The organism is Streptomyces sp. NPDC053750 (assembly GCF_044544295.1).
Taxonomy (GTDB): Bacteria; Actinomycetota; Actinomycetes; order Streptomycetales; family Streptomycetaceae; genus Streptomyces.
Genome location: NZ_JBITXB010000001.1, coordinates 1,033,102 through 1,058,304, shown reverse-complemented (window position 1 = coordinate 1,058,304; position 25,203 = coordinate 1,033,102). Strand labels below are relative to the sequence as shown.

Sequence of the window (25,203 nt, the reverse complement as noted above, 5' to 3'; positions counted from 1 at the left end):
GGTGTGAGCCCGGGGGCGAGCGCGACGTGAAGATCACCCCGGAGCCGCCGGAAGAAAGCCGTGACGCGTCAGTCACGGCGAGTAGAACCGGCTCGCGACCCCAATGAGGGGGCTCACCGGAGCACACGACGCACCGGGGGGCCAAGGAGGGTGGTACCGCGGGAGCGCAGCTCTCGTCCCTCCGACGGAAGGCAGCACGTCCGCCGGAGGAAGCTCGTTGAATACGCAGCCGCAGTACCGCCAGGTGCCCGCCCAGGTCGACCTGCCCGCGCTCGAACACGCGGTGCTCGACTTCTGGCGTGAGCAGAAGATCTTCGCCAAGACCCTGGAGCAGTCCGAGGGCCGCCCCGAGTGGGTCTTCTACGAGGGCCCGCCCACCGCCAACGGCATGCCGGGCGCCCACCACATCGAGGCCCGCGTCTTCAAGGACGTCTTCCCCCGCTTCCGCACCATGCGCGGGTACCACGTGGGCCGCAAGGCCGGCTGGGACTGCCACGGCCTGCCGGTGGAGCTGGCGGTGGAGAAGGAGCTCGGCTTCTCCGGCAAGCAGGACATCGAGGCGTACGGCATCGCCGAGTTCAACGCGAAGTGCCGCGAGTCGGTGACCCGCCACACCGACGCCTTCGAAGCGCTCACGACGCGCATGGGCTACTGGGCCGACCTCCAGGACCCGTACCGCACGATGGACCCGGAGTACATCGAGTCCGTCTGGTGGTCGCTGAAGGAGATCTTCAACAAGGGCCTGCTGGTCCAGGACCACCGCGTCGCCCCCTGGTGCCCCCGCTGCGGCACCGGCCTGTCCGACCACGAGCTGGCGCAGGGCTACGAGACGGTCGTCGACCCGTCCGTCTACGTCCGCTTCCCGCTGACCTCCGGCCCACTGGCCGGCGAGGCCGCGCTGCTGATCTGGACGACCACGCCCTGGACGCTGGTCTCCAACACCGCGGTCGCCGCGCACCCCGAGGTGACCTACGTCGTCGCGACGAAGGGCCCGGAAGGCACGGAGAAGCTCGTCGTCGCCGAGCCGCTCGTCGCCAAGGCCCTCGGCGAGGGCTGGGAGACCACCGGCCAGTCCTTCACCGGCGCCGAGATGGAGCGCTGGACGTACCAGCGCCCCTTCGAGCTCGTGGAGTTCCCGGAGCCCGCGCACTTCGTGGTGAACGCCGACTACGTCACCACCGAGGACGGCACCGGTCTGGTCCACCAGTCCCCCGCCTTCGGTGAGGACGACCTCAAGGTCTGCCGCTCCTACGGCCTGCCCGTCGTCAACCCGGTCCGCCCGGACGGCACCTTCGAGGAGGACGTCCCGCTGGTCGGCGGCGTCTTCTTCAAGAAGGCCGACGAGAAGCTGACGGAGGACCTGGACACCCGGGGACTGCTCTTCCGGCACATCCCGTACGAGCACAGCTACCCCCACTGCTGGCGCTGCCACACCGCGCTGCTGTACTACGCCCAGCCGTCCTGGTACATCCGCACCACGGCCGTCAAGGACCGCCTGCTCCAGGAGAACGAGGGGACCAACTGGTTCCCGGACTCCGTCAAGCACGGCCGGTACGGCGACTGGCTGAACAACAACATCGACTGGGCGCTCTCCCGCAACCGCTACTGGGGCACCCCGCTGCCGATCTGGCGCTGCGAGGACGACCACCTCACGGTCGTCGGCTCCCGCGCGGAGCTCACCGAGCTGTCCGGCACGGACCAGTCGGGCCTCGACCCGCACCGCCCGTACATCGACGACGTCACCTTCACCTGCACCCACGAAAGCTGCTCCCGCGAAGCGGTGCGCGTGCCGGAGGTCATCGACGCCTGGTACGACTCGGGCTCGATGCCGTTCGCGCAGTGGGGCTACCCGCACAAGAACAAGGAACTCTTCGAGTCCCGCTACCCGGCGCAGTTCATCTGCGAGGCCATCGACCAGACCCGCGGCTGGTTCTACACGCTGATGGCGGTCGGCACCCTGGTCTTCGACAAGTCCTCGTACGAGAACGTCGTCTGCCTCGGCCACATCCTCGCCGAGGACGGCCGCAAGATGTCCAAGCACCTGGGCAACACCCTGGACCCGATCCCGTTGATGGACCGGCACGGCGCCGACGCGGTCCGCTGGTTCATGGCGGCCGGCGGCTCCCCGTGGGCGGCCCGCCGCGTCGGTCACGGCACCATCCAGGAGGTCGTCCGCAAGACGCTCCTCACCTACTGGAACACGGTCGCCTTCCAGGCCCTGTACGCCCGCACCTCGGGCTGGGCGCCGAGCGAGGCCGACCCGGCGCCGGCCGACCGCCCGGTCCTGGACCGCTGGCTGCTGTCCGAGCTGCACGCGCTGACCGACCAGGTCACCCAGGCGCTGGACGCCTACGACACCCAGCGCGCCGGCAAGCTGCTGTCCGCCTTCGTCGACGACCTGTCGAACTGGTACGTCCGCCGCTCCCGCCGCCGCTTCTGGCAGGGCGACAAGGCGGCGCTGCGCACCCTGCACGAGGTCGTCGAGACGGTGACCAAGCTGATGGCCCCGCTGACCCCGTTCATCACCGAGCGGGTCTGGCAGGACCTGGTCGTGCCCGTCACCCCGGGCGCCCCGGAGTCGGTGCACCTGTCCTCGTGGCCCCAGGCCGACCTGACGGCGATCGACCCGGAGCTGTCGAAGCAGATGGTCCTGGTCCGCCGCCTGGTCGAGCTGGGCCGCGCCACGCGCGCGGAGTCGGGCGTCAAGACCCGCCAGCCCCTCAGCCGCGCGCTGATCGCGGTGGCGGGCTTCGACGCGCTCTCTCCCGAGCTGCACGCGCAGATCACGGAGGAGCTGAACGTCGAGTCCCTCGCGTCGCTGAGCGAGGTCGGCGGCTCCCTGGTCGACACGACCGCGAAGGCCAACTTCCGGGCGCTGGGCAAGCGGTTCGGCAAGCGGGTCCAGGACGTCGCGAAGGCGGTCGCGGGCGCGGACGCCGCGGCGCTCTCCCTCGCGCTGCGCGAGGGCACGGCGTCGGTGGAGGTCGACGGCGAGACGATCACCCTCGCCCCCGACGAGGTGATCATCACGGAGACGCCGCGTGAGGGCTGGTCGGTCGCCTCCGACGCGGGCGCGACGGTGGCGCTGGACCTGGAGATCACGGACGAACTGCGCCGGGCGGGCCTCGCCCGCGACGCGATCCGCCTGATCCAGGAGGCCCGCAAGAACAGCGGCCTCGACGTCGCCGACCGCATCGCGCTCCGCTGGACGGCCACGGACCCGGCGACCATCGCCGCCCTGACCGACCACGCGGGTCTGATCGCCGACGAGGTCCTCGCGACGGACTTCACACAGGGCGAGGCGGACGACACCTACGGTGAGCCGTTCACGGACGAGGGCCTGTCCCTGACGTTCCGCCTGCGCAAGCAGTAACCGCCTAGCGTCACCTGGTTGGGCCCGGCCTCCCTCTTGCGAGGGGCGCCGGGCCCATTGCTGTCCGTCGGTGCGTGCCAAGGGTGGGTGTCGCTCGCCCGCGCTGGCCGGGTGCCGCTCCGCCCACCCGTGCCGCCCCAGCGGCACGTCTGCCCGCAGCTGTGCGCGCACAACAAAAGGGCGGGCCCCGGGTCAGAAACCCGGGGCCCGCCCTGAACGCTGCCGACGGCTACGCCGTACTACCGTTCGTCACCCGTCAGTTGTCGTCCTCGTCGATCAGGAACCCCCGCATCGGCGAAGGCGCCTGCCCCATCGGCGACGGCCCCTGCGGACGCACCGGCGCCATCGGCTGGGTCATCGCGGGCGACATCTGCTGCTGGCCGCCGTAGGACGGACCGGACTGGCCCGGCCCGCTGCCCATCGACTGGTTGCCGCCGTACGACGGCGCACTCGCGCCGGCCGGTGCCATCGAGGGCGCCGGGGACGGCGGCAGCGAGGCCGTCGCGGGCGTACGCGGCGGGGCGAGCGAGTCGTCCGCCTGGGTCTCCAGCTGGCGCAGCTGCGACTCCAGGTACGACTTCAGTCGCGTCCGGTACTCGCGCTCGAAGCCGCGCAGGTCCTCGACCTTGCGCTCCAGCGTGGCGCGGGCGGACTCCAGGGAGCCCATCGCGACGCGGTGCTTCTCCTGCGCGTCCCGCTCCAGGGCGTCCGCCTTGGCACGGGCGTCCCGCTCCAGACCCTCGGCACGCGAACGAGCCTCGCCGACGATCTTGTTGGCCTCGGAACGCGCCTCGGCGATCGCCTGGTCGGCGGTCTGCTGAGCCAGCGAGAGGACACGGGCGGCACTGTCGCCGCCGGGGCCGCCCTGACCGGGCATGCCACCGGGGCCACCGGGACCGCCGTGACCCTGCGGGCCGCCCATGGGGCCGCCCATCGGACCGGGACCCATCTGGCCCTGCATCGGACCCGGGCCCTGGCCCATCGGCCCCGGACCCTGACCCATCGGGCCGGGACCCTGCGGGCCGCCCTGTCCGCCGGGACCGGCGGGCAGCTGCGGGGCGCCGCTCGGCAGCTGGGGCGGGCCACCCATGGGGCCACCCATCTGCTGCTGCGGCGGGCCCGATATGCCGGCGGGCACCGGAGCGCCGGGACCTCGCATGCCCTGCTGGGGCATGCCGCCCTGCTGCGGTGGGCCCTGCTGCTGATGCTGCTGCTGATCCTGGGGCGGTTCCGGGGGCTTGCGCATGTTCTGCTGGTTCTGCGCAGCCGCGCGCGTCGCCGCGGCCAGCTTGGCGCGCAGGTCCTCGTTCTCGCGGAGCAGTCGGGTCAGTTCGGCTTCGACCTCGTCGAGGAAGGCATCGACCTCGTCCTCGTCATAGCCTTCTCGGAGGCGGACGGTCGTGAACTGCTTGTTCCGCACGTCCTCGGGGGTCAACGGCATCTCTTCACCTCAACGTTGTCGTCGGCATTCGGCAAGCCCGTATCTCTCTCATCGCTCACAGCCGGCTCACGATCGAGATCAGGATGTAGACGATGATCATCAGTACGAAGAAGGACAGGTCGAGCGCCACGCCCCCGAGACGCAGCGGCGGGATGAACCGCCGCAGAAGCTTCAACGGTGGATCGGTGACAGTGTAGGTGGCCTCCAGAACGACCACCATCGCCTTGCCGGGTTGCCACGAGCGGGCGAACTGGAAGACGTAGTCCATGACCAACCGGAAGATGAGCACGATGAGGAAGCACATCAGCGCGATGTAGACGACATCCAGGACCACGCTCATGACCCTTGCTTCCCTCTCCCCTGATCCATCTCTCGGACCCGTTGTCGGGTCCGTGTCTTGCTCACTGCCGGTGGTGCGTCTCAGCTCTGGTTGAAGAACCCGCCCTCTGCGATGCGGGCCTTGTCCTCCGCCGTGACATCGACGTTAGCAGGAGACAGCAGGAACACCTTCTGCGTCACCCGCTCGATACTGCCGTGAAGACCAAACACCAAACCGGCCGCAAAGTCGACAAGTCGCTTCGCATCTGTGTCATCCATCTCAGTGAGATTCATGATCACCGGCGTTCCCTCACGGAAGTGTTCCCCGATGGTACGGGCCTCGTTGTAGGTCCGGGGGTGAAGTGTGGTGATCCGGTAGGGCTCTCGTTCGGACACGACCTTGGGCATGATGACCGGTGCGCTCTTTTCCAGGCTTGCGCGTTCTTGTGTGATGGACGCCACGGGCGCGATGCGTGCCGGGCGGCTCGATTCCGCCGCGAGCGAAGCGGAACGGGGCACCGGCTCACGCTGCGCGGGCGGTTGGACGATACGTACCTCTTCGTCCCTTTGGGACTGATGTGAACCGTGTGACTGGTGGACCGGTTCGTGCCGCCGGTGGTCCCGCTCGGGCTCCGGGTCCAGTTCGGGTTCGAAGTCGTCGTCGGGGTCGAACCCCCGGCCGTCGTACCCATCGTCCTCCACGAGGCCGAGGTAGACCGCCATCTTGCGCATCGCGCCGGCCATGCTCTGAGTCCTCCGCTCTGTGGTGGATCGGCTGACGACTGCCAAGTGCCCGCGATCCACAAGGTCGTTACGTCCGCCTTTCAGCGGTAATGACCATATTTTCTGCTGTGGTCCGACTTCTTGGCGACGTTACCCGAGCCTGGGGCGGACTCCGAGTACCGCAGTGCCGACGCGTACATGTGTCGCTCCGGCGGCCACGGCCTGTTCGAGGTCCGCACTCATCCCTGCGGAGACCATGTTCGCAGCCGGATGGGCTCGGCGCACGTGGGTCGACAAATCCATGAGGCGCTCGAAGGCGGCCTGTTGGCGACCCGCGTACTCGCCGGTGAGCGGGGCGACGGTCATCAGTCCGTCGAGCCGCAGCCCCGGGGACCCGGCGACGAGGTCGGCCAACTCTTCGATTCCCGCGGGCGACACGCCGCCGCGCTCGCCCCGCGCACTCTCCCCCGCGTCGAGCGCGACCTGGAGGAGGCAACCCACCTCGCGCCCGGACCGCACGGCCTCCTTCGACAGAGCCGTGACGAGCTTGGGACGGTCCACGGACTGCACGACATCCGCGTAACCGACCACCGAGCGCACCTTGTTGGTCTGCAATTGACCGACGAAATGCCACGAAAGCGGCAGATCCGAGCATGCGGCGGCCTTGGGCGCCGCGTCCTGGTCGCGGTTCTCGGCGACATGGCGCACGCCGAGTTCCGAGAGAATGCGCACATCGTCCGCCGGATAGGTCTTGGTGACCACGATGAGGGTCACCTCCTCGCGCGGGCGACCCGCAGCCGCGCACGCGGCGGCGATGCGCTCCTCCACTTTCGCCAGGTTTCCGGCGAGTTCGTGCTTACGGTCCGTCATGCCCCATCAGTCCAGCCAGACATATCCCGCGAGCCGCCCGGTGGTGCGGTCGCGTCGGTACGAGAAGTGGTCCTTCGACTCCCGGGTGCACACCGGCGACTGCGCCCGGTCGCACACCCCGAGGCGTTCGAGCTGCGCGTGCACTCCGGCGCTCACGTCGACCGCCGGAGTGCCCCAGCTCGTCTCGGCGTACGCCGCCGGCTCGACGGCGGCCACGTCGGCGCGCATCTCCTCCGGCACCTCGTAGCACCGGCCGCACACCGCGGGCCCGGTGCGGGCCACGATCCGGGCGGGGTCGGCGCCGAGTTCGGTCATGGCCCGTACGGCGGCGGTAACGACCCCGGCGACCAGGCCGGGCCGGCCCGCGTGAGCCGCGGCGGCGACACCGGCGACGGGGTCGGCCAGCAGGACGGGCACGCAGTCGGCGGTCAGGACGGCGAGGGCGAGACCGCGTTCGGCGGTGACGACCGCGTCGACCCGCGGGACCGGCGCGTCGCCCCAGGGGCCGTCGACCACGGCGACGTCGGCGCCGTGGACCTGGTTCATCCAGACCACCCGGGCCGGGTCGACACCCAGCGACCTGGCCGCCAGCTCCCGGTTGGCCGTGACGGCGCCGGGGTCGTCACCGACCGCGCCGCCGAGGTTGAGCTCCTCGTACGGAACGGCGCTCACTCCGCCCCACCGGTCGGTGAAGCCGAAGTGCGCGCCGTTCACGGTGTCGCGCTGTCCTATCACTTCAGGAAGTCCGGCACGTCCAGTTCCTCGGCCGCGCTGTCCGAGTAGGTCCGCGACGGCGGGACCGGCGGCGGGGAGACCGGCGGCAGGTCGCTCACCGGCTCCGGCGCGGGGGCCGGCTCGGGGTCCTCCTTCGGCTTGACGCTGCCGAGCGAGCCGAAGGACGGGCGGCTCTCGGGCTGCCGTACCGGCGCGGTCTCCTCGCGCTTGGCCGGGGTGGAGCCGAGGACGTTGTCCCGCTGCTTGGCGGGCGGCTGGCCCCCGTCGAACCCGGCCGCGATCACGGTGACCCGCACCTCGTCGCCGAGGGCGTCGTCGATGACCGCGCCGAAGATGATGTTGGCCTCGGGGTGGGCGGCCTCGCTGACCAGCTGGGCGGCCTCGTTGATCTCGAACAGGCCGAGGTCGGAGCCGCCGGAGATGGAGAGCAGTACGCCCCGGGCGCCGTCGATGGAGGCTTCCAGCAGCGGCGAGGAGATCGCCATCTCGGCCGCGGCCACCGCGCGGTCGTCGCCGCGGGCCGAGCCGATGCCCATGAGGGCCGAACCGGCCTCGGACATGACCGACTTCACGTCGGCGAAGTCCAGGTTGATCAGGCCGGGCGTGGTGATCAGGTCGGTGATGCCCTGCACACCGGAGAGCAGCACCTGGTCGGCGGACTTGAACGCGTCGAGCACGCTGACCTGGCGGTCCGAGATGGACAGCAGCCGGTCGTTGGGGATGACGATGAGGGTGTCGACCTCTTCGCGGAGCTCGGCGATGCCGTCCTCGGCCTGGTTGGCGCGGCGCCGCCCCTCGAAGGTGAACGGGCGGGTGACCACGCCGATGGTGAGGGCGCCCAGCGAGCGGGCGATGTTGGCCACGACGGGCGCGCCGCCGGTGCCGGTGCCGCCGCCTTCACCGGCCGTCACGAAGACCATGTCGGCCCCCTTGAGGACCTCCTCGATCTCCTCGCGGTGGTCCTCGGCGGCCTTGCGGCCGACGGCCGGGTTGGCTCCGGCGCCGAGTCCGCGGGTGAGTTCACGGCCGACGTCCAGCTTGACGTCGGCGTCGCTCATCAACAGAGCTTGCGCGTCGGTGTTGATGGCGATGAACTCGACGCCCTTGAGACCGACCTCGATCATCCGGTTGATGGCATTGACACCACCGCCGCCGACACCGATGACTTTGATGACTGCGAGGTAGTTCTGCGGTGCTGCCACGTCGAAGGCCTCTCGCCTCGAGTTACGTGTCGTCGAATCGCCGGAGCACTGCTGCCCCGCGACCCGCCGACTGATGCCGAATGGGACGGTCCGTAGCGCCGACCCGAACCCTAACGCTGAAGTTTAGGGTTACCAGTGTGTCCGTTCCTTGGAGTCTTCTGAACAGGACACTAAGTCGACAAGTGGCGCGCGTTCAACGAACACGCCGAACCTCCCGTTTTTCTTTTCACCCTATGTGATCAGCCGTAGCGCTGCCCAACCAGGGTGCTGGCCTGCACGTATACCCGTCAACTCCCCGATGACGCCGGTGCGGTGGGAACACTGACGTCGAAGTGGCTTGCGTCGGGCGTCGCTTTCATCAGCGCGGTGAGCGCGCGGGCCTTCCGCGCCCCCTCCTCGCCGCTCCCCCACGCCACGGTCCGGTCACGGCTCAACTCCAGCGAGATGTCGTCGTAGGAACGGACCTTGACGACCCGCGTGTCGCGGGCGACCGCGGCCGGGAGGCGGCCGGCCACCCGCACCGCCTCGCGCACCAGGCGGTCCTCGCCGAAGCGGCGCAGACTCGCCGTGGCCGAGTCGGAGGCGGCGGGTGCCAATTCCAGTTCGGGCACACCTTTGGGGGCCTGGGAAACCGTGGCGAAACGGACGCCTTCCTCATCCACTTCCACGAACTTTCGGCCTTTGTGCACCAACAGAACCGGAGTGCGCTCCGTCACCTTCACTCCGATTCCGTGCGGCCAGGAACGTTCCACCACGACCTCGTCAATACGGGGCAATTCCCGACGCAACCGCGCCTCGATCACCCCGGTGTCGACGGAGATCAGCGGGTCCCCGACGGGCACGTCGGCGGCCTCGCGCACCTGCCCGGGCGTCAGGACCCGGGTGCCGGAGACCGACACGCGTTCCACGCGCGTCCAGTTCGAGCCGTAGAGCAGCCAGACGGTGCCGCCCGCGACGAGCACCAGGGCGACGACAAGGATGATGATCGTACGAAGTCGGGGCGGGCCGAACCGCCGCGTCCGGGGCGGGCCGGACGATTCCTGCTGGCGTGCACCGCGCTCGGCGGTGGTCGGTCCGGCCACGCTCCCTGCCTTCCGTCAGACCTGTCTAGCGGTGCGCACGGGCGGCGATCGCCTCGTACACCATGCCGACGAGCAGGTCGTCGGCGTCCCGGCGGCCGAACTCGGCGGCGGCGCGGGACATCTCGTACAGCCGGTGCGGGTCGGCGAGCACGGGCAGGACGTTGTGCTGCACCCACTCGGGGGTGAGGTCCGCGTCGTCGACCAGCAGCCCGCCGCCGGCCTTGACCACCGGCTGGGCGTTGAGCCGCTGTTCGCCGTTGCCGATGGGCAGCGGGACGTAGGCGGCCGGGAGCCCGACGGCGGAGAGTTCGGCGACGGTCATCGCGCCCGCGCGGCAGAGCATCATGTCGGCCGCGGCGTACGCGAGGTCCATCCGGTCCAGGTAACTTACCGGGATGTAAGGGGGCATTCCCGGCATCTGGTGGACCTGCGGCAGTTCGTTCTTGGGGCCGACCGCGTGCAGGATCTGGATGCCCGCCTGCTGGAGCCAGGGCGCGACCTGCTGGACCACCTCGTTGAGGCGGCGGGCGCCCTGCGAGCCACCGGTCACCAGCAGCGTCGGCAGGTTGGGGTCGAGCCCGAACATCGCGCGTGCCTCGGGACGCGCCGCGGCCCGGTCCAGGGTGGCGATGGCGCGGCGCAGCGGGATGCCGATGTAGCGGGAGTTGCGCAGCTTGCTGTCGGGGGTGGAGACGGCGACCTGGGCGGCGTACCGCGAGCCGATCTTGTTGGCCAGGCCGGGACGGGCGTTGGCCTCGTGCACGACGATCGGCACGCCGAGCCGCTTGGCCGCCAGGTAGCCGGGCAGGGCGACGTAGCCGCCGAAGCCGACCACGGCGTCCGCCTTGGTGCGTTCCAGGATCTGCTCGGTGGCCTTGATGGTGCCGCGCAGCCGGCCCGGGACGGTGATCAGCTCGGGGGTGGGCTTGCGCGGCAGCGGTACGGCCGGGATCAGCGCCAGTTCGTACCCGCGCTCGGGTACGAGGCGGGTCTCGAGGCCGCGTTCCGTGCCCAGGGCCGTGATCCCCACGGTCGGATCCTGCCTGCGCAGGGCGTCCGCGAGGGCGAGCGCGGGCTCGATGTGGCCCGCGGTTCCTCCGCCGGCGAGTACGACATGCACCGAAATTCACCGCTCTCCGGACGAGCGCGCCGCCGAGGCACGCCGTCGCATCGTGTTCCAACTCCGGGGGTTCCGCTTGGACCCGGTGCCCCCGGTTCCCCGCTTTCTACCAAAGCGAGGTTGCCGCAGCGCAAGCGCCGCCCGCGCACCGGGCTCGTCGCGGGCGAACGCGATGAGCAGTCCGATGGCGAACATGGTCGGCAACAGGGCGGAACCCCCGTAGGAGAACAGCGGGAGGGGGACGCCGGCGATAGGCAGCAGCCCGAGGACCGCGCCGATGTTGATCACGGCCTGGGCCGTGATCCAGGTGGTCACGCCTCCCGCGGCATACCTCACGAAGGGGTCCTCCGTGCGTCCGGCCACGCGGATACCCGCATAGCCTAGAGCCGCGAAGAGGGCGAGCACCGACAGCGTCCCCGCCAGGCCCAGTTCCTCACCGGTGACGGCGAAGATGAAGTCGGTGTGCGCTTCGGGGAGTTGGCCCCATTTCTCCACACTTGCACCGAGCCCGGATCCGAACAGTCCGCCCGAGGCGAGGGCGTAGATGCCGTGCACGGCCTGCCAGCAGGAGTCGCCTGGGCCGGGGTCGGTGGCGCCGATGCAGTTGAGGCGGGCCATGCGGTTGGGGCTGGTCTTGATGAGGATGAAGCCGAGCAGCACCGCGATCGAGAGCACCCCGGCGAACAGCCGTGTGGGCGCGCCCGCCAGCCACAGCAGGCCGAACAGGATCGCCGTCAGGATGATCGCCGTCCCCATGTCGCCGCCGAGCATGATCAGCCCGAGCAGCATGAACGCCGCCGGCACCAGCGGCACCAGCATGTGCTTCCACTGCGTCAGCAGCCTCTTGTCCTGCTTGCGGGCCAGCAGGTCCGCGCCCCACAGCACCAGGGCGAGCTTGCCGAACTCGCTGGGCTGGATCTGGAAGGAGCCGCCCAGCGCGATCCAGTTCTGGTTGCCGTTGACCGCCACTCCTATCCCCGGCACCTGCACCAGGATCATCAGGACGACGGCACCGGCGAGGATCGGATAGGCCAGCGCCCGGTGCAGCTTCACCGGCATCTTCATGGCGGCCACGAGGAGGCCGGCGCCGATCAGCGCCGCGAGGGCCTGCTTGCGGAAGAAGTACGACCCGGGCAGTGACAGCTGGAGCGCGGTGATCTGGGAGGCCGAGTAGACCATCACCAGGCCGAGCACGGTGATCAGGGCGCTGCCGCCGGAAATCAGGTAGTACGCGGTCAGCGGCCGGTCCCAGGCGCGGCGCAGGCGGTGGTAGAGGCGCAGCACGGGGTTCTCGTGCGGTGGGCTCGGCGCGGCGGGGCGCTTGACGGCCCGCTGCGCGGGCGGACGTCCGGTCCGGCTGCCGGGACTACCGGGCATCGCGGCCTCCGCTGTACGTCGGCATGGACCGTCCCACGCGTCCCTCCAGAGGTCACCCGGCGCAGGAGACGGCCGGGTCAGGCGCCGAGTTCGCGAACGGCCTGCGCGAACGCGTCACCGCGCTGGTTGTAGTTGGTGAACATGTCCATGGAGGCACAGGCCGGGGCCAGCAGCACCGTGTCGCCGGGCCGGGCGAGGCGCCGGGCCTCCTGGACGGCCTGGAGCATCGCACCAGTGTCGGTCCGGTCCAGGTCGACGACGGGTACTTCCGGGGCGTGTCGCGCCAGCGCTTCGCGGATCAGGGCGCGGTCGGCGCCGATCAGTACCGCCCCGCGCAGGCGCTTCGCCGCTCCCGCGACCAGCTCGTCGAAGGTCGCGCCCTTCGCCAGACCGCCCGCGATCCACACGATCGACTCGTACGCCGCCAACGACGCCTCGGTGGCGTGGGTGTTGGTGGCCTTGGAGTCGTCGACGTAGGACACGCCGTCGACGTCGGCGACGTGCGCGATGCGGTGGGCGTCCGGGGTGAAGGCGCGCAGCCCGTCCCGTACGGCGGCGGCGGAGACGCCGAAGGCGCGGGCGAGGGCCGCGGCGGCAAGGGCGTTGGCGATGTTGTGCGGGGCCGGCGGGTTGACGTCGGAGACCTCGGCGAGCTCCTGGGCGTTCTTCTGCCGGTTCTCGACGAAGGCGCGGTCGACCAGGATGCCCTCCACCACGCCGAGTTGGGAGGGGCCGGGGGTGCCGAGGGTGAACCCGATGGCCCGGCAGCCCTCCTCGACGTCGGCGGCACGGACCAGGTCCTCGGTGGCCTTGTCCGCCACGTTGTAGACGCAGGCGACGCGATTGCCCTCGTAGATACGGCCCTTGTCCGCGGCGTACGCCTCCATGGAGCCGTGCCAGTCGAGGTGGTCGGGGGCGAGGTTGAGGACGGCCGCCGAGTGGGCGCGCAGGGAGGGCGCCCAGTGGAGCTGGTAGCTGGACAGCTCCACGGCCAGGACGTCGTACTCCTCCTCGCCGGTGACCGCGTCCAGCAGCGAGACGCCGATGTTGCCGACGGCGGCGGTGCGCAGTCCGGCCGCCTTGAGGATCGACGCCAGCATCTGGACGGTGGTGGTCTTGCCGTTGGTGCCGGTGACCGCGAGCCAGGGCGCGGAGTCGGGACCGCGCAGGCGCCAGGCCAGTTCGACGTCGCCCCAGACGGGGACGCCGGCCTCGCGCGCCGCCGTGAACAGCGGCTTGGTGGGCTTCCAGCCGGGCGCCGTGACGATCAGCTCGGTGCCGTCGGGCAGGGTGTCGCCGTCGCCGAGGCGCACGGTGATGCCGAGCGCCTCCAGCTCCGCCGCCTGCGCCCGCGCGCGCTCGTCCGCGCCGTCGTTGACGACGGTCACGCGCGCGCCGAGGCCGTGCAGGACCTTGGCCGCCGGTACCCCGGAGACGCCGAGCCCGGCGACGGTGACGTGCTTGCCCTGGAATTCGAAAGGCACCGAGGAGTCGGTCACTTGTCCGCTGCCCATCCCGCGTAGAAGAGGCCCAGTCCGACGATCACACAGATGCCCTGAATGATCCAGAAACGGACCACGACAAGGACCTCGGACCAGCCTTTGAGTTCGAAGTGGTGCTGGAGTGGCGCCATTCTGAAGACGCGCTTGCCGGTGAGGCGGAAGGAGCCGACCTGGATGACCACCGACATGGTGATCAGGACGAACAGGCCGCCCAGGATGGCCATCAGCAGCTCGGTGCGCGAGCAGATCGCCAGACCCGCGAGCACACCGCCGAGCGCGAGCGAACCGGTGTCGCCCATGAAGATCTTGGCCGGCGAGGTGTTCCACCACAGGAAGCCGAGGCAGGCGCCCATCAGGGCGGAGGAGACCACCGCGAGGTCGAGGGGGTCACGCACCTCGTAGCAGGCGCCCGGGTTGGTGAGGGTCAGCGCGTTGGCGCAGGACTCCTGGAACTGCCAGACGCCGATGAAGGTGTAGGCGCCGAAGACCAGGACGGAGGCGCCGGTGGCCAGGCCGTCCAGGCCGTCGGTCAGGTTCACGCCGTTCGACATCGCGAGGATCATGAACAGCGCCCAGATGACGAACAGCACCGGGCCGATGGACCAGCCGAAGTCGGTGATGAACGACAGCTTGGTGGACGCGGGCGTGTTGCCGCGGTTGTCCGCGAACTGGAGCGAGAGCACGGCGAAGGCGATGCCGACGATCAGCTGGCCGGCCATCTTCGCCTTGGCCCGCAGGCCCAGCGAACGCCGCTTGACGATCTTGATGTAGTCGTCGAGGAAGCCGACCAGGCCCATGCCCACCATCAGGCCGAGCACCAGCAGACCCGAGAAGGTCGGCGCCGCGTCGACCTCCGGGTCCAGGTAGCCGGTGATCATCTTGGCCAGGAAGTAGGCCGCGACCGTCGCCAGGATGAAGGCGATGCCACCCATGGTCGGCGTACCGCGCTTGCTGGCGTGCTCGCGCGGTCCGTCGTCGCGGATGTACTGGCCGTAGCCCTTGCGGGCCAGCAGCTTGATCAGCAGCGGCGTGCCGACCAGCGTCAGGAACAGGCCAATGACTCCCGCGAACAGGATCTGCTTCATCATCGGGCGGCAACCTCACCCTCGGCGCCGGTCTCGAGCAGCGCCGCGGCGACGCTCTCCAGACCCACCGAACGGGACGCCTTCACGAGTACGACGTCCCCCGGGCGCAACTCGCTGCGCAACAGGTCGACCGCCGCCTGTGCGTCGGACACGTGCACCGACTCCTCACCCCACGAACCCTCGTTATATGCGCCCAGTTGCAGCCATTGGGCTTCCCTGCCCCCGACCGCGACGAGCTTGCTGACGTTGAGCCGGACGGCGAGCCGTCCGACCGCGTCGTGCTCGGCGAGCGCCTCGTCCCCGAGCTCGGCCATCTTGCCGAGCACCGCCCACGTACGGCGCCCCTTTCCCATGGCGACGAGCGCACGCAGCGCGGCCTTCATGGACTCGGGGTTCGCGTTGTAGGCGTCGTTGACGACCGTCACGCCGTCCGGGCGCTCGGTGACCTCCATCCGCCAGCGGGAGAGGGAGCCCGCCTCGGAGAGCGCGGTGGCGATCTCGTCTGCGGACATGCCCAACTCGTGGGCGACGGCGGCCGCGGCGAGCGCGTTCGACACGTGGTGCTCACCGTACAGGCGCATGGTCACATCACTTGCACCGGAGGGTGTGTGAAGGCTGAAGGAAGGCTGTCCGCTGTCCGTGAGTCGTACGTTCTCGGCGCGAACGTCCGCTTCGTCGGACTCTCCGAAAAGGAGCACCTTCGCCTTCGTTCGGGAGGCCATGGCCCGTACGAGGGGATCGTCGGCGTTGAGGATCGCGGTGCCGCCCTCCTCGGCCGGCGGCAGCGCCTCGACGAGTTCGCCCTTGGCCTGGGCGATCTGCTCCCGGCCGCCGAACTCGCCGATGTGCGCGGAGCCGACGTTGAGGACGAGACCGACCTTCGGCGGGGTCAGTTCGCAGAGGTACCGGATGTGGCCGATGCCGCGGGCGCCCATCTCCAGGACGAGGAACCTCGTCTCGTCGGTGGCGGTGAGCGCGGTGAGCGGCAGCCCGACCTCGTTGTTCATGGAACCGGGCGTGAACACCGTGGGCGCCTTGCGGCGCAGGACCTGGGCGATCAGGTCCTTGGTGCTGGTCTTGCCGGCGGACCCGGTGAGGGCCACGAGGGTGGTGCCGAGGCGCCGTACGACGTGCCGGGCGAGGGCGCCCAGGGCGGCCTGGACGTCGTCCACGACGATCGCGGGCACCCCGACGGGACGGGAGCCGAGCACGGCCACCGCGCCCGCCTCGACGACCGCCGACGCGTAGTCGTGGCCGTCCACGCGCTCGCCGACGAAGGCGACGAAGAGGCTGCCGGGCCCCGCTTCCCGGGAGTCCCGGACCACCGGTCCGGTGACCTCGACGGACGCGTCCGGTATGTCGTGCATCTGCCCGCCGACGACTTCTGCGATCTCGGCGAGGGAGAGGGCGATCACAAGTTCATCCCCTGGGTCTTCAGGATTTTCATCCCTGGGTCTTCCGGATGGCTTCGCGAAGCACCTGGCGGTCGTCGAAGGGACGGACGACCCCGGCGATGTCCTGGCCCTGCTCATGTCCCTTGCCCGCCACCAGCACGGTGTCGCCGGGCTCGGCCCGGGCGACGGCCGCGGCGATCGCGGCGGCCCGGTCCTCGAAGACCTGCACCTCGCCGCGCTCGTGCGCGGGCACGGACGCCGCGCCCTGGAGCATGGTGGCGAGGATCGCGAGGGGGTCCTCGGAGCGTGGGTTGTCGGAGGTCAGTACGGCGGTGTCGGCGAACCGGGCCACGGCCGCGCCCATCGGCTCCCGCTTGGTGGTGTCCCGGTCGCCGCCGCAGCCGAGCACGGCGTGCAGCCTGCCCTCGGTCACCTTGCGCAGGGCACGCAGGACCGACTCGACGGCGTCGGTCTTGTGGGCGTAGTCGACCACCGCGAGGTACGGCTGCCCCTCGTCCACGCGCTCCAGGCGGCCCGGCACGCCCGGCACGGCGGCGATGCCGTCGGCCGCGGAATGCGGGTCGAGGCCGGCGGCGGCCAGGGAGACGATCGCGGCGAGGGTGTTCGCCACGTTGAAGGTCCCGGCCAGCGGCGACCGGGCGGCGATCCGCTCGCCCTTGGGGCCGAGCACGGTGAACGTCGAGTCCAGCGGGCCGACGGTGACCTCGTCGGCGCGCCAGTCGGCGTCCGGGTGGCCCTCGGCGGAGTAGGTGACGACCGGGACGCCGGCCTCGTTCGCGAGGCGGCGCCCGTACTCGTCGTCGACGTTGACGACGCCGAGTTTGCTGCGCTTCGGCGTGAAGAGCTGGGCCTTGGCCTGGAAGTAGTCCTCCATGCCGGAGTGGAACTCCATGTGCTCCGGGCTGAGGTTGGTGAACACCGCGATGTCGAAGACGCAGGCGTCGACCCGGCCGAGCACCAGGGCGTGACTGGAGACCTCCATGGCGACGGCCTCGGTGCCGCGCTCGCGCATCACCGCGAACAGTGCCTGGAGGTCGGTGGCCTCGGGCGTGGTGCGCTCGGACTTGATGCGCTCGTCGCCGATGCGCATCTCCACCGTGCCGATGAGCCCGGTGGTCTTCGCCGTGCGCAGACCACCCTCGACGAGGTAGGCGGTGGTGGTCTTGCCGGAGGTGCCGGTGATGCCGATCTGCAGCAGGTCACGGCCGGGGTGACCGTAGATCGTGGCCGCCAGTTCGCCCATCCGCGCGCGCGGGTCGTCGACGACGAGCGCCGGCAGACCGGTGGCGGCGACGCGCTCCGCGCCGGCCGGGTCGGTCAGCACGGCGGCGGCGCCGAGGCCGGCGGCCTGGGTGACGAAGTCGGCGCCGTGGGCGCGGGCCCCGGGAAGGGCGGCGTACAGGTCACCGGGGCGGACGGCGCGCGAGTCATGGGTGATGCCCGTGACCGGGGCGGCGCTGTCCGGCGCGGTGACACCCAGCTGGTCGGCGAGCTCCGCGAGGGGTGTGGCGGAGATCCGCACCGGCCGGGGCGGTCCCGGATATGTCACGGGGTGGCCCTTCTGGGTGATTTGGGACTGATCAGGGTGTGGCACGGCGGTGAGCGTACCGGGCGTACCGGCTTCCGGGCGAAGCGAGGGGCGGGGGCTGCTCTGGTTCCCGGGGTCGGGGGTGATCGTCGTCACGGGTGGTTCCTGGTGGCTCGGTACTGAATCGGCGCTGGCTCGGTACGGGCTCGGTGCTGGTCGGGGCTTGCCGGTCAGGGCTTGAAGGTGACCGGGAGGTTGGCGGGGTCGGCCCCGGTCGGCGGGACCTGAAGGGTCTTGAGGGCGAACTCCATGACCTGCTTGTAGATGGGGCCGCAGATCTGGCCGCCGAAGTAGCTGCCCTGGGTGGCGTTCTGGATGGCGCAGTAGACGGTCACGCGGGGCTTGTCGGCGGGGGCGAAACCGGCGAACGACGAGGTGTACCCGCGGTACTTGCCGGTGGCCGGATCCACCCGGTTGGCCGTGCCCGTCTTGCCCGCCACGCGGTAGCCGGGGATCCGGGCCTTGGTGCCGGTGCCCTCCTCGTCGTCGACCACCGACTCCAGCATCTGCGAGAGGGTCCGCGCGGTCTTCTCGCTGATCACGCGGGTCTTCTCGGGCTCGGGGGACGCTGTGAAGCGTCCGTCGGCGTCCTTGGTGCCGCGCACGAGCGTGGGTTCGACACGGACGCCGCCGTTGGCGATGGTCGAGTACACGGAGGCCGCCTGGAGCGCGTTCACGGAGACACCCTGGCCGAAAGGGATCGTGTACTGCTGCGAGGTGGACCACTGGTCGGGCGGCGCGAGGATGCCCTTGGTCTCGCCCGGGAAGCCGAGCCCGCTGTAGCCGCCGAGGCCGAACTTGCGCAGGTACGAGTAGAGCACCTCGTTGGCCTCCTGCTGGGTCTTGCCCAGCTCGCCGGTGGCCATGATCGTGCCGATGTTGCTGGACTTGGCGAGCACGCCGTTGAGCGTGAGGTACCAGGTGGGGTGGTCGATGTCGTCCTTGAAGAGGCGGTCGCCGCGCTTGAGCCGGTTGGGGATGGTGAGGTGGGTGCCCGGTGTGGCGACGTTCTCCTCCAGCACGGCCGCCATCGACAGCACCTTGGCGGTGGAGCCCGGTTCGAAGGCGTCCTGGAGGGCGGCGTTGCCCAGCGCCTTCGGGTCGGCGTGGGCGAGGTCGCCGGGGTCGAAGCCGGGTGCGTTGGCCATGGCGAGGATCTCGCCGGTGGCGGTGTCCTGGACGATGACGTAGCCGCCGTCGGCCTGGGACTTCTCCACCTGTTCGCTGATGGCGTGCTGCGCGGCCCACTGGATGTCGCGGTCGATGGTGAGCTCGACGTCGCTGCCGGGTACGGCGGGCGTCTCGGTGGCGCCGGCGGTGGGCACCTGGCGGCCACCGGACTGGGCGTAGCGGATCTCGCCGTCCTCGCCGGCCAGCGTCTCGTTCAGCTTCCGTTCGAGGCCGCCGCCGCCCTTGCCGTCGGCGCCGACCCAGCCCAGGATTCCGGCGGCGAGGTCGCCGCCCGGGTAGACGCGCTTGCTGCTGGGGTCGGCGAAGACGCCCGCGAGGACGTTGACCGCGGACTTGTCCGTCTCCGCCTTCTTGGTGAGCGCGGCCTTCAGGTCCTTGATCTGGTTCCAGACCTGCGGGCTCTGGCGGCGGGCGAGGCGGACGTAGCGCAGTTCCCGGTTCTTCGGGCGGAGCCGGTCGACCAGGTCCTCCTGCTTCTCCCCGAGGATCGGTGCGAGGAGCGCCGCCGCCTGCTCGGGGCCGTCGCCGACCTTCAGCTGCTCGCGCGTGAACATCGTGGGGTCGGCGGTGATGTCGTAGGCGTCCACGGTGGTCGCGAGGGCCACCCCGTTGCGGTCGGTGATCCCGCCGCGCTCGGCGGGCAGGGTGTGGACGACGTAGCGGTTCTGCTCGGCCTTGGCGGTGTACGTGCCGGCGTCGACGGCCTGGACCTGGAGGAGCCGTACGACGAAGGCGGACATCACCAGGGTCAGCGTCAGGCCGATCAGGCGCAGTCGCGGGCGGGGGCTGCCCAGCCTGATGACGCGGGGCGCGCCCGGCCGGGGCGGGCCCGGCCGGCGTGCGGGCCGGGCTCCGGGGCCGGGCTGCCGCCGCCCGCCGGGGCGGACGGGCCTCGCGGGTCCGGGCACGCGGCGGCGCGGCGGTTCCCTGTCGGACACTTCCGTCACCTGCCGGGGGTCGGGGTCGTCGCTGTGGAGGTGGGGCCGGACCACCACGCGCCCGTGGACGAGGCGCCCAGTGCCTCGGGGGCCAGGACCAGCGGGGTGGTGGCGGCGGACGCCGGGCGGGGCGAGCCCTTGACGCTGCCGTCCGGGGAGAGGAACGCGGGGTCACCGCCGGGCACCATGCCCAGCTCGAGGGCGCGGCGCTGAAGGGCCCGGGGGGCGGAGTAGGCGTCGATGTCCCGCTGGAGACCCTGTTCCTCGTCGGTGAGCTCCTTGGTCTCCTGCTTCAGGTCGTCCAGCTGGAACGAGCCCTCGCTCAGGGCGGAGTTCAGCACCAGGAGCCCGATGAGGCCGCCGCCGAGCAGGACGACCACCAGGAGGACGAAGGGGGCCCGCGCCGCCTGTCCGCCGCCCGGCGGGAGAAGCCGGGCGAGCCGGGCCGCCCTCCCCTTCAGTTCGGGTTTCCTACTCACACGCCCTCCCCTCGGCCCGGGTGGACCGTCCGCACCCGCGCCTGCCCTGGCTCACTCGCTTCACTCGATGGACTCCCTGATGCGCTGGGCCCCGCGCAGCCGTGCCGGAGCCGCGCGGCGGTTCTCGGCGATCTCCTCCTCGGTGGGAAGTTCGGCACCACGCGTGAGCAGCTTGAGCCGGGGCGCGTAGCGCTCGGGGACCACCGGCAGCCCGGGCGGCGCGGTGTTCGCCGCACCGGCCGCGAACACCTGCTTGACCAGCCGGTCCTCCAGGGAGTGGTACGACAGCACCGCGATCCGTCCGCCCACCGCGAGCGCCTCGACGGCCGCCGGGATCGCCCGCTCCAGGACGGACAGCTCGCCGTTGACCTCGATGCGCAGGGCCTGGAAGGTGCGCTTGGCCGGGTTGCCACCGGTGCGCTTGGCGGCCTGTGGCAGCGCGGCCCGGATCAGCTCCACGAGCCGGGCGCTGTTGGTGAACGGCTCCTTCTCGCGCTCGCGCACGATCGCGGACACGATCCGCTTGGCCTGCTTCTCCTCGCCGTACGCCCTCAGGATGCGGACGAGTTCACCCGGCTGGTAGGTGTTGAGGACCTCGGCGGCGCTCATGCCGGTCGTCTGGTCCATCCGCATGTCGAGCGGGGCGTCCTGGGCGTAGGCGAAGCCGCGGTCCGCCTCGTCGAGCTGCATGGAGGAGACGCCGAGGTCGAACAGCACGCCCTGGACGCGCGGGACACCGAGCCGGTCGAGTACGTCGGGCAGCTCGTCGTAGACGGCGTGCACCAGGGTGGCGCGCTCCCCGTACGGGGCGAGCCGCTCACCGGACAGGCGCAGGGCCTCCTTGTCCCGGTCGAGGGCGACGAGCCGGGCCTCGGGGAAGCGTGCGAGCAGGGCCTCGCTGTGCCCGCCCAGCCCCAGCGTGCAGTCGACCACCACGGCCCCCGGCTCCTGGAGGGCGGGCGCCAGCAGGTCCAGACACCGCTGGAGCATCACCGGGACGTGTCGACTCTGGCTCAAGTGGGACGGCCTCTCAGGTCCGGCACGGCGTCACGCACTGCCGGGTCCCCTCCCGCTCGCATCTGAAGGGGAGGCCTGCCGGCGCCAAAAGCGTCGGCCGGCCAGGAGCGGGAGGAGGCCGAGCCGTACGTACGCGCCGCGCACGTGGGGAGATCTGGCGGGACGTCGTCCAGGTCTCCGGGGAATTCAGTCCAGCAGGGAGACCCTCGCCTCCCGCTTCGCGTCACTTTAGTCCACCCTGTCGCCCGGTCAATCAACCGGCCTGCGCGTCGCGGGCGCCGGCGTCCGCGAACCGGTGGCGCGCCGCGGTTCACCCGTACGGACCCGTCCGCATCGTCCTGTGGGTTGGCTCACAACAAGCCGCGATGACGTTCTTTGTCCCGCTTCACAGCGGGCCACGGACGGGGACGGCCAGTAACGTCATGGTTATGACGACTTCTGCATCGGTTCCCGCCGGCTCCGAATCGGCCATAGTGGACGACCACACCGTCACCGACCGGCTCGTCGAGGCGAACGCGCGCTATGCCGCCGCGTTCACCGACCCCGGGATGGACGCCCGCCCCGTCCAGCGCGTCGCCGTCGTGGCCTGCATGGACGCGCGTCTCGACCTGCACGCCGCACTGGGCCTGCGGCTCGGCGACTGCCACACCATCCGCAACGCGGGCGGCGTCGTGACCGACGACGTGATCCGCTCCCTCACCATCAGCCAGCGGGCGCTCGGCACCCGCAGCGTGGTCCTCATCCACCACACCGGGTGCGGCATGGAGTCCCTCACCGAGGAGTTCCGGCACGACCTGGAGCTGGAGGTCGGCCAGCGTCCCGCGTGGGCCGTCGAGTCCTTCCGGGACGTGGACCAGGACGTGCGCCAGTCGATCGAGCGGGTGCGCACCTCGCCCTTCCTGCTGCACACCGAGGACGTGCGCGGTTTCGTCTTCGACGTGAAGACGGGCCTGCTGCGCGAGGTCGCCCCCGCCTGATCCCGTCCGGTCCCGCCTGCCGTGGCAACGATTCGTGCCGCGCAAGCGCCGCAAAGGCCGCAAGGTCCGACATATCGCGGCCAGTTGTCCACAGGCGAGTGACACGAATCGGTAACGGCAGCAAGAATGCGGGATGTGGCGTCGTGCGGAACTTTTTCCGCACGGTGTCCGTGATTCGGGGTGGGCCGGTCCGCGGGTGGGGGCCGGTTCGGCAAGTTGGGGTACGCCCGCTTCCCAGGGAGCGCGGGGAAAGGCCGAGGAGGGCCGGGTGACGACCTATGACGATCGAGCGAGCCTCACTGATCTGACCGCTGTGGTCGAGCGGGTGCGCGGTTCGGTGGAGGACGTGATCGAGGGCAAGCCCGAGGTCGTACGGCTCTCGCTGACCGTGCTGCTCGCCGAGGGACACCTGCTGATCGAGGACGTCCCGGGAGTCGGCAAGACGATGCTGGCCAAGGCGCTGGCACGGTCCATCGACTGTTCCGTGCGGCGGATCCAGTTCACACCGGACCTGCTGCCCTCGGACATCACCGGGGTGTCCATCTGGGACCAGCAGCGCCGGGACTTCGAGTTCAAACCGGGCGCGATCTTCGCGCAGGTGGTGATCGGCGACGAGATCAACCGCGCCTCGCCGAAGACCCAGTCCGCGCTGCTGGAGTCGATGGAGGAACGCCAGGTCACCATCGACGGCCAGACCTACGAACTGCCCAGCCCCTTCATGGTGGTGGCGACGCAGAACCCGGTCGAGATGGAGGGCACCTACCCGCTGCCGGAGGCCCAGCGCGACCGCTTCATGGCCCGGGTCTCCATCGGCTATCCCAGCCCGGAGGCCGAGCTGCAGATGCTCGACGTGCACGGCGGGGTGAACCCGCTGGACGACCTCCAGCCGGTGGCGCACGCGCACGAGATCCTCAAGCTGATCGAGGCGGTCCGGGGCGTCCACGTCGCCGACCCGGTCCGGCGGTACGCCGTGGACCTGGTCGCCGCCACGCGGACCCACCCGGACCTCAGACTCGGCGCCTCGCCGCGCGCGACGCTGCATCTGCTGCGCGCGGCGAAGGCGTCCGCGGCCCTGAGCGGCCGGGAGTACGCGCTGCCGGACGACGTGCAGGCCCTCGCGGTCGCCGTCCTGGCCCACCGCCTGCTGCCCACCGCCCAGGCCCAGCTCGGCCGCCGCACCGCCGAGCAGGTCGTCCACGAGATCCTGCAGCGCACGCCGGTGCCGGCGGCGCCCCAGCAGCAGACGGGCTTCGGCATGGGCCACGGCACCCCCGCGTACGACCGGCAACCGCCGCGGAGGCTGTGATGGACGCCGGGGGGACGGACCGGTCGCGGAACGAGGGGGGCGAGGGCGGCGGCATCCGCACCGCCCTGGCCGGTCTGACCACCCGCGGGCGCTCCTTCCTGGCCGCCGGCATCGCCGCCGCGGTCTGCGCGTACGTCCTCGGGCAGAGCGACCTGCTGCGCGTCGGGCTGCTGCTGAGCGTGCTGCCCCTGGTGTGCGCGACCGTGCTCTACCGCACGCGCTACCGGGTCGCCGGCAGCCGCCGGCTCTCCCCCGCGCGCGTGCCCGCGGGCAGCGAGGCCCGGGTCCACCTGCGCATCGACAACGTCTCGCGGCTGCCCACCGGTCTGCTGATGCTCCAGGACCGGGTGCCCTACGTCCTCGGACCGCGCCCCCGCTTCGTCCTCGACCGGGTGGAGCCGGGCGGTCGCCGCGAGGTGTCCTACCGGGTCCGCTCCGACCTGCGCGGCCGCTATCCGCTGGGCCCGCTGCAGCTGCGTCTGACCGACCCGTTCGGACTGTGCGAGCTGACCCGGTCCTTCTCCACGCACGACACCCTGACCGTGGTCCCGCGCGTGGAGGCGCTGCCGCCGGTGCGGCTGAGCGGGGAGGCGAAGGGGTACGGCGAGGGCCTGCAGCGCTCACTCGCGCTGGCGGGCGACGACGACGTGATCCCGCGCGGGTACCGCTACGGCGACGACCTGCGCCGCGTGCACTGGCGCTCCACCGCGCGCTACGGCGAGCTGATGGTGCGCCGCGAGGAGCAGCCGCAGCGCGCCCGCTGCACGGTGCTCCTGGACACCCGGGTCGTGGCCTACGAGGGTGCCGGGCCCGACTCGGCCTTCGAGTGGGCGGTGTCGGGCGCGGCGTCCGTGCTGGTGCACATGCTGGAGCGTGGCTTCTCCGTCCGGCTGCTCACGGACACCGGGGACTCGGTGCCCGGCGAGGGCGCCGACGGTTTCGCGGGCGCGAGCCAGGGCACGGCGGAGGCGGCCGGACTGATGATGGACACCCTCGCGGTGATCGACCACTCCGACGGCACGGGCCTGTCCCGGGCGTACGACGTGCTGCGCGGCGGGAACGAGGGGCTGCTGGTGGCGTTCTTCGGCGACCTGGACGAGGAGCAGGCCGCGGTGGCCGCCAGGATGCGGCAGCGCAGCGGCGGCGCGGTCGCCTTCGTGCTGGACAGCGAGACCTGGGCACGGGAACCGGCCGACGTGCACCGGCCGTTGGGCAGGAGCGAGGATCGGTTGCGGATGCTGCGCGAGGCGGGCTGGACCGCCGTGCCGGTGCCGCGCGGCGCCGGTCTGGAGGAGCTGTGGCGCCTGGCGGACCGCGAGCGCACCGGTGTGGCGGGGGCGAGCGCTGGGGAGGGCACGCGATGAGCGGACGACCACGACAGGCACCGGCCGCCCGGGCCCGCGCACACCTGCGGCCGTTGCACCAGTTGCACCAGTTGCACCAGTTGCACCAGTTGCACCAGCA

The 25,203-nt window shown here is 71.1% G+C and carries 20 protein-coding genes; 4 read left to right on the top strand and 16 right to left on the bottom strand.

What is annotated here, in order from left to right; all coding sequences use genetic code 11:
• The first annotated feature begins 217 nt into the window (after window positions 1-217).
• Complete coding sequence (gene ileS / locus ACIGO6_RS04695) at window positions 218-3,373, top strand: isoleucine--tRNA ligase (protein WP_399871193.1); 3,156 nt, start codon at window positions 218-220, stop codon at window positions 3,371-3,373.
• Window positions 3,374-3,629: 256 nt separating this feature from the next.
• On the opposite strand, the gene divIVA is transcribed toward ileS, so the two are convergent.
• From divIVA to rsmH, 16 genes are all read right to left on the bottom strand, one after another.
• The gene (gene divIVA / locus ACIGO6_RS04690) at window positions 3,630-4,814 is read right to left on the bottom strand and encodes an apical growth/hyphal branching protein DivIVA (protein WP_399871190.1); all 1,185 of its coding nucleotides are present in this window, start codon (window positions 4,812-4,814) and stop codon (window positions 3,630-3,632) included.
• A 55-nt stretch (window positions 4,815-4,869) separates the two neighbouring features.
• Window positions 4,870-5,154 (bottom strand): YggT family protein, encoded by a 285-nt coding sequence (locus ACIGO6_RS04685; protein WP_007448661.1) that lies wholly within the window; start codon window positions 5,152-5,154, stop codon window positions 4,870-4,872.
• 80 nt (window positions 5,155-5,234) lie between these two features.
• Window positions 5,235-5,876, bottom strand: a complete 642-nt coding sequence (locus ACIGO6_RS04680) for a cell division protein SepF (protein ID WP_399871186.1) — start codon at window positions 5,874-5,876, stop codon at window positions 5,235-5,237.
• Between the two features lie 129 nt (window positions 5,877-6,005).
• On the bottom strand, window positions 6,006-6,725 hold the full coding sequence (locus ACIGO6_RS04675; protein ID WP_399871183.1) for a YggS family pyridoxal phosphate-dependent enzyme: 720 nt from the start codon (window positions 6,723-6,725) through the stop codon (window positions 6,006-6,008).
• A gap of 6 nt (window positions 6,726-6,731) precedes the next feature.
• Window positions 6,732-7,460 carry a peptidoglycan editing factor PgeF gene (gene pgeF / locus ACIGO6_RS04670; protein ID WP_399871180.1) on the bottom strand — a complete coding sequence of 243 codons (729 nt, stop codon included), beginning with the start codon at window positions 7,458-7,460 and terminating at the stop codon, window positions 6,732-6,734.
• On the bottom strand, window positions 7,457-8,662 hold the full coding sequence (gene ftsZ / locus ACIGO6_RS04665; RefSeq protein WP_399871178.1) for a cell division protein FtsZ: 1,206 nt from the start codon (window positions 8,660-8,662) through the stop codon (window positions 7,457-7,459). Before ftsZ ends, pgeF begins: the two co-directional genes overlap by 4 nt.
• 287 nt (window positions 8,663-8,949) lie before the next feature.
• On the bottom strand, window positions 8,950-9,744 hold the full coding sequence (gene ftsQ / locus ACIGO6_RS04660; protein WP_399871175.1) for a cell division protein FtsQ: 795 nt from the start codon (window positions 9,742-9,744) through the stop codon (window positions 8,950-8,952).
• 25 nt (window positions 9,745-9,769) lie between these two features.
• Entirely contained in the window at window positions 9,770-10,864 is a 1,095-nt protein-coding gene (gene murG / locus ACIGO6_RS04655; RefSeq protein ID WP_399871172.1) for an undecaprenyldiphospho-muramoylpentapeptide beta-N-acetylglucosaminyltransferase, read from the bottom strand.
• Window positions 10,865-10,870: 6 nt separating this feature from the next.
• Entirely contained in the window at window positions 10,871-12,241 is a 1,371-nt protein-coding gene (gene ftsW, locus ACIGO6_RS04650) for a putative lipid II flippase FtsW (protein ID WP_399871170.1), read from the bottom strand.
• Window positions 12,242-12,318: 77 nt separating this feature from the next.
• The gene (murD, locus tag ACIGO6_RS04645) at window positions 12,319-13,725 is read right to left on the bottom strand and encodes a UDP-N-acetylmuramoyl-L-alanine--D-glutamate ligase (RefSeq protein ID WP_399871167.1); all 1,407 of its coding nucleotides are present in this window, start codon (window positions 13,723-13,725) and stop codon (window positions 12,319-12,321) included.
• A gap of 11 nt (window positions 13,726-13,736) precedes the next feature.
• Window positions 13,737-14,828 carry a phospho-N-acetylmuramoyl-pentapeptide-transferase gene (gene mraY, locus ACIGO6_RS04640; protein WP_399871625.1) on the bottom strand — a complete coding sequence of 364 codons (1,092 nt, stop codon included), beginning with the start codon at window positions 14,826-14,828 and terminating at the stop codon, window positions 13,737-13,739.
• The gene (gene murF / locus ACIGO6_RS04635; RefSeq protein ID WP_399871164.1) at window positions 14,828-16,243 is read right to left on the bottom strand and encodes a UDP-N-acetylmuramoyl-tripeptide--D-alanyl-D-alanine ligase; all 1,416 of its coding nucleotides are present in this window, start codon (window positions 16,241-16,243) and stop codon (window positions 14,828-14,830) included. Before murF ends, mraY begins: the two co-directional genes overlap by 1 nt.
• 28 nt (window positions 16,244-16,271) lie before the next feature.
• Window positions 16,272-17,792, bottom strand: coding sequence for a UDP-N-acetylmuramoyl-L-alanyl-D-glutamate--2,6-diaminopimelate ligase (locus ACIGO6_RS04630; protein WP_399871162.1), 1,521 nt, complete (start codon window positions 17,790-17,792; stop codon window positions 16,272-16,274).
• Between the two features lie 209 nt (window positions 17,793-18,001).
• Window positions 18,002-19,969: a peptidoglycan D,D-transpeptidase FtsI family protein gene (locus ACIGO6_RS04625; protein ID WP_399871159.1), complete on the bottom strand. Its 1,968-nt coding sequence runs from the start codon at window positions 19,967-19,969 to the stop codon at window positions 18,002-18,004.
• Window positions 19,966-20,439, bottom strand: coding sequence for a septum formation initiator family protein (locus ACIGO6_RS04620; protein ID WP_399871157.1), 474 nt, complete (start codon window positions 20,437-20,439; stop codon window positions 19,966-19,968). Before ACIGO6_RS04620 ends, ACIGO6_RS04625 begins: the two co-directional genes overlap by 4 nt.
• Before the next feature lie 60 nt (window positions 20,440-20,499).
• The gene (gene rsmH, locus ACIGO6_RS04615) at window positions 20,500-21,456 is read right to left on the bottom strand and encodes a 16S rRNA (cytosine(1402)-N(4))-methyltransferase RsmH (RefSeq protein ID WP_399871155.1); all 957 of its coding nucleotides are present in this window, start codon (window positions 21,454-21,456) and stop codon (window positions 20,500-20,502) included.
• Window positions 21,457-21,878: 422 nt separating this feature from the next.
• Between rsmH and ACIGO6_RS04610 the strand changes: the two genes are divergently transcribed.
• The 3 genes from ACIGO6_RS04610 (at window position 21,879) to ACIGO6_RS04600 (ending at window position 25,103) form a co-directional block, all read left to right on the top strand.
• The gene (locus ACIGO6_RS04610; protein WP_399871152.1) at window positions 21,879-22,433 is read left to right on the top strand and encodes a beta-class carbonic anhydrase; all 555 of its coding nucleotides are present in this window, start codon (window positions 21,879-21,881) and stop codon (window positions 22,431-22,433) included.
• Between the two features lie 268 nt (window positions 22,434-22,701).
• Window positions 22,702-23,739, top strand: coding sequence for an AAA family ATPase (locus tag ACIGO6_RS04605; RefSeq protein ID WP_399871150.1), 1,038 nt, complete (start codon window positions 22,702-22,704; stop codon window positions 23,737-23,739).
• On the top strand, window positions 23,739-25,103 hold the full coding sequence (locus ACIGO6_RS04600; RefSeq protein WP_399871147.1) for a DUF58 domain-containing protein: 1,365 nt from the start codon (window positions 23,739-23,741) through the stop codon (window positions 25,101-25,103). The genes ACIGO6_RS04605 and ACIGO6_RS04600 overlap by 1 nt, the downstream gene beginning before the upstream one ends.
• Window positions 25,104-25,203 lie beyond the last annotated feature (100 nt).

Coding starts and splice junctions, on each gene's coding strand:
- divIVA (WP_399871190.1), bottom strand. CDS start 4,814: ATGCCGTTGACCCCCGAGGACGTGCGGAACAAGCAGTTCACGACCGTC.
- ACIGO6_RS04685 (WP_007448661.1), bottom strand. CDS start 5,154: ATGAGCGTGGTCCTGGATGTCGTCTACATCGCGCTGATGTGCTTCCTC.
- ACIGO6_RS04680 (WP_399871186.1), bottom strand. CDS start 5,876: ATGGCCGGCGCGATGCGCAAGATGGCGGTCTACCTCGGCCTCGTGGAG.
- ACIGO6_RS04675 (WP_399871183.1), bottom strand. CDS start 6,725: ATGACGGACCGTAAGCACGAACTCGCCGGAAACCTGGCGAAAGTGGAG.
- ftsW (WP_399871170.1), bottom strand. CDS start 12,241: ATGCCCGGTAGTCCCGGCAGCCGGACCGGACGTCCGCCCGCGCAGCGG.
- mraY (WP_399871625.1), bottom strand. CDS start 14,828: ATGAAGCAGATCCTGTTCGCGGGAGTCATTGGCCTGTTCCTGACGCTG.
- ACIGO6_RS04610 (WP_399871152.1), top strand. CDS start 21,879: ATGGTTATGACGACTTCTGCATCGGTTCCCGCCGGCTCCGAATCGGCC.
- ACIGO6_RS04600 (WP_399871147.1), top strand. CDS start 23,739: ATGGACGCCGGGGGGACGGACCGGTCGCGGAACGAGGGGGGCGAGGGC.